The sequence below is a fragment of the Kitasatospora sp. NPDC097691 genome (genome assembly GCF_040302665.1).
In the GTDB taxonomy this organism is placed as follows: domain Bacteria; phylum Actinomycetota; class Actinomycetes; order Streptomycetales; family Streptomycetaceae; genus Kitasatospora.
This window is the reverse complement of record NZ_JBEORY010000122.1, coordinates 1-2,799: the sequence shown is the minus strand read 5'-3', so window position 1 is coordinate 2,799 and position 2,799 is coordinate 1. Positions and strand designations below refer to the sequence as shown.

Below are 2,799 nucleotides of genomic sequence, written 5' to 3'. Positions count from 1 at the left end.
TCACCCCCGAGCACTTCCTCCCCGTCGGACGCAGCGGCGACGTCCTCGAGCGCATGGTCGCCGCCGTTCGACCCATCGCCGTGTCAGCCGACCAGATCTCGTGGATGAGCGGGGAGCCGGAGTCCGTCCAGGTCTTCGAGCACGACGTCTACACGGTGCTCCTGGCCGCCGACCCCACCGCGATCCCCGTCGCACTGCGGCACGTGCCCGCACACCGGCGGCCGGACCTCGACCCGGACCTCCTGCGCTTCTACGCCGACCACTTCCCCGACCACACCATCGCCGTCTGCTGCTTCGACAACGCCGATGCACAGCGCGCCAAGCCCCTGTTGCTGTGGTACCAGCCGCTCGACCCCGACCGGCTGACGGTGCCCGCGCTGGACAGCCACACCGGAACGGTCCCGGACCTCGACGCCGTCGTCCCCGTGGATCATTGGGTCCTGCTGTCCACCGACCAGGCTCCCTCCGGCTGGGGCGAACCCGTCGACTACCCCGGGAGCATGCGCCACAGCCTGCGCTCCTTCCTTCCCGACGCCGTCGTGGGCCAGTACTACGGCGAAGGAGATGACCTGCCCAACGGAGACTTCACCATCAGCCACAGCGACCTTCTCACCGGCGACCTCGACCGCATCGAGCGCCGTCGGCCGGCTCGCCACTGATCCGGGCGCGGCAGCTCTCCCGGCCCGCAAGCAACGGGCCCGGGCGAGTGTTCAGCCGCTGACTGCGATCATGAACCACATGCTGTCGCTGACGATGAACGACGCCGCTGCCGAGATGCTCGGCGTGCTTGCCGGTCAGGCCGCTCTGACACCGCCCGGCGGCCTTGCCCTCGGACTGCGCGGCCGGCTTGCGCAAGGGATCGCCCGCCGAGGAGAGGTGCTCACCTGGGCCGATTCGACGGGCAACGCCGACGGTGCCCCCTCGTTCTTCGGAGATCTCACCGGTTGGGAGTGCGCTGACAGCTCCTTCCACCTGGAGGACTACGTCCCGGTCGATGTTCGGATCATCGGCGGCGCACCGCAGATCGGGGCGGACGATCAGCGAATCCTGCTGATGCAAGGGATCGCATTCGCGGTGGAGCTCCGACAGCTCATCACCGAGCTGGATCACCCGAGCCCGGTGCGCTGCATCGTCGGCGCCAACGAAACCAACGCGACCTTCAGGTTCCACCAGATCCGCGCGGGCGAGTCGTGGACCAACCCCGACCTCGACAGCTACCGGACGGACAAGGTGGTCGTGATCGACCTCGCGCCGGCCAGCAGCTGAGCTCTCGAGCGACAGGCGCCGCAGTGCGCTCGGCTGACGCGTGTGTGCCCCGCCTCGCGGAGGTGATCGCTTCTGACAGCGGGGCGTGCCGGGCGGCGCGTGACCTGTTCCGCCTGGTCGTGGCCCTGGTGTTCGTCGGCGGGGCTTGCGTCGAACAGGCAGAGGTGGACAGGCGGGCTCCTCGCGGCGGTCATGAGGACGCCGGGATCCGGGCGACGCGCGGATCCCGGCGGTGGTCGGCCGCTACCGGACGCCGATCGACGGGTGATGAGGATCCGGGATTCCGGCTCTGCCCGCAGTTCCGTGCAGAGCCGCTGCGGAGGTTCGCTATCCAGCGGCCACGACCTGGCCGGCCGTGACCTTGGGAGGGTTGGGCAGCAGGGTCGCGAGGTGGTCCCGCACGAAGCCCGCCGCCGTCCGGATCGACTCGTCGGCCCCGGCCTGGTCTTCGAAGACGCTGGTGGAGACCATCACTCCGTCCCCGGCATCAACCCAGTAGTAGGCGACGAATCCGGGAACCCGGCGAAGGAGGGGCACGAATCCCTCGGCCACTCGGCGCCCCGCCTCCGCAGGATCGGTCACCCCTTCGTACTGCCGCATTACCGCGTACACGCTGGTCTCCTCATGGGTCTTGAGGTCATCTCGTGCGAGACGACGTACCCGTCGGCGCGCATCTCTCGCTCGCGATACATCCGGAAGGCACTCCGATAGTCACCGAAACGGACCCCTCGTGGTTCGTCCACGTCATCCGCCGCGGTTACCCGGCCGTTGCGCCCGCGTGTCCCTCGATCGCAGGAGTTTCCCGGCGCGGCGTGCCGCGCACGGCGTTCGGCTCGGCATCGTTGTCGCTGCCGGCGTTCCGGCCCTGGCCCGGGCAGCCGTGCACGGACCGGTCACGGTCACCGCACCCTGGTGCGGGACCGCGGCCGCGCCCGCCCGTGATCCCGCACAGACCGAGGAGTCCCCGATGGCACTGCCCACCATGACCGCTGAGCAGCGCTCGGAAGCGCTGGCCAAGGCCGCCGCGGTACGCAAGGCCCGATCCGAACTCGTGGAGCAGGTCCGCAAGGGGAAGGTGAGCATGGCCGAGATGCTGAAGCGGGCCGACACAGAAGACCTGGTGAAGAAGACCAAGGTCGCGGCAGTGGTCAAGGCGCTCCCCGGAATCGGGCCGGTCACGGCAGCCAAGCTGATGGACGAAGCCGAGATCCCCGTCGACAGGAGGATCGGCGGCCTGAGCAGCAGGCAGAAGGCGGCACTGCTCGAAGCACTCAAGCACTGACCTGCTGCGCGGGCGCTGCTGCCGCCGCCGTTCGGATGGTCTGGGCCGACCCCGCGCCGCTACCGCCCGGCCGTCCCGGCCCTCCTTCTCCGCTCCCCCGCTCCGCTTCTCTTGTGCCAGGCTCCGGATCACTCGGCAGGAAGCGCCGGCTGAATCCCCGTCGCACGGGTAGTACCCGGATCCGCCGGCCACACCGGCCTTCGGCGAAGGCGGCAGCACCGTGGCCACGAGGTACGGCGAGTATCCCTTCG

At 69.7% G+C, this 2,799-nt stretch carries 4 protein-coding genes; 3 read left to right on the top strand and 1 reads right to left on the bottom strand.

Annotated elements, in window-relative coordinates:
• Positions 1-659, top strand: a 659-nt coding sequence (locus ABTY56_RS38540) for a hypothetical protein (RefSeq protein ID WP_350634359.1), incomplete at its 5' end; no start/stop codon positions are given.
• 70 nt (positions 660-729) lie between these two features.
• Complete coding sequence (locus tag ABTY56_RS38535; protein ID WP_350634358.1) at positions 730-1,266, top strand: PM0498 family protein; 537 nt, start codon at positions 730-732, stop codon at positions 1,264-1,266.
• A 327-nt stretch (positions 1,267-1,593) separates the two neighbouring features.
• Here ABTY56_RS38535 and ABTY56_RS38530 read toward each other — a convergent pair whose 3' ends face one another.
• Entirely contained in the window at positions 1,594-1,737 is a 144-nt protein-coding gene (locus ABTY56_RS38530) for a hypothetical protein (RefSeq protein WP_350634357.1), read from the bottom strand.
• Between the two features lie 496 nt (positions 1,738-2,233).
• On the opposite strand from ABTY56_RS38530, the gene mihF reads away from it, so the two are divergent.
• Positions 2,234-2,548 carry an integration host factor, actinobacterial type gene (gene mihF / locus ABTY56_RS38525; protein WP_350634356.1) on the top strand — a complete coding sequence of 105 codons (315 nt, stop codon included), beginning with the start codon at positions 2,234-2,236 and terminating at the stop codon, positions 2,546-2,548.
• Positions 2,549-2,799 lie beyond the last annotated feature (251 nt).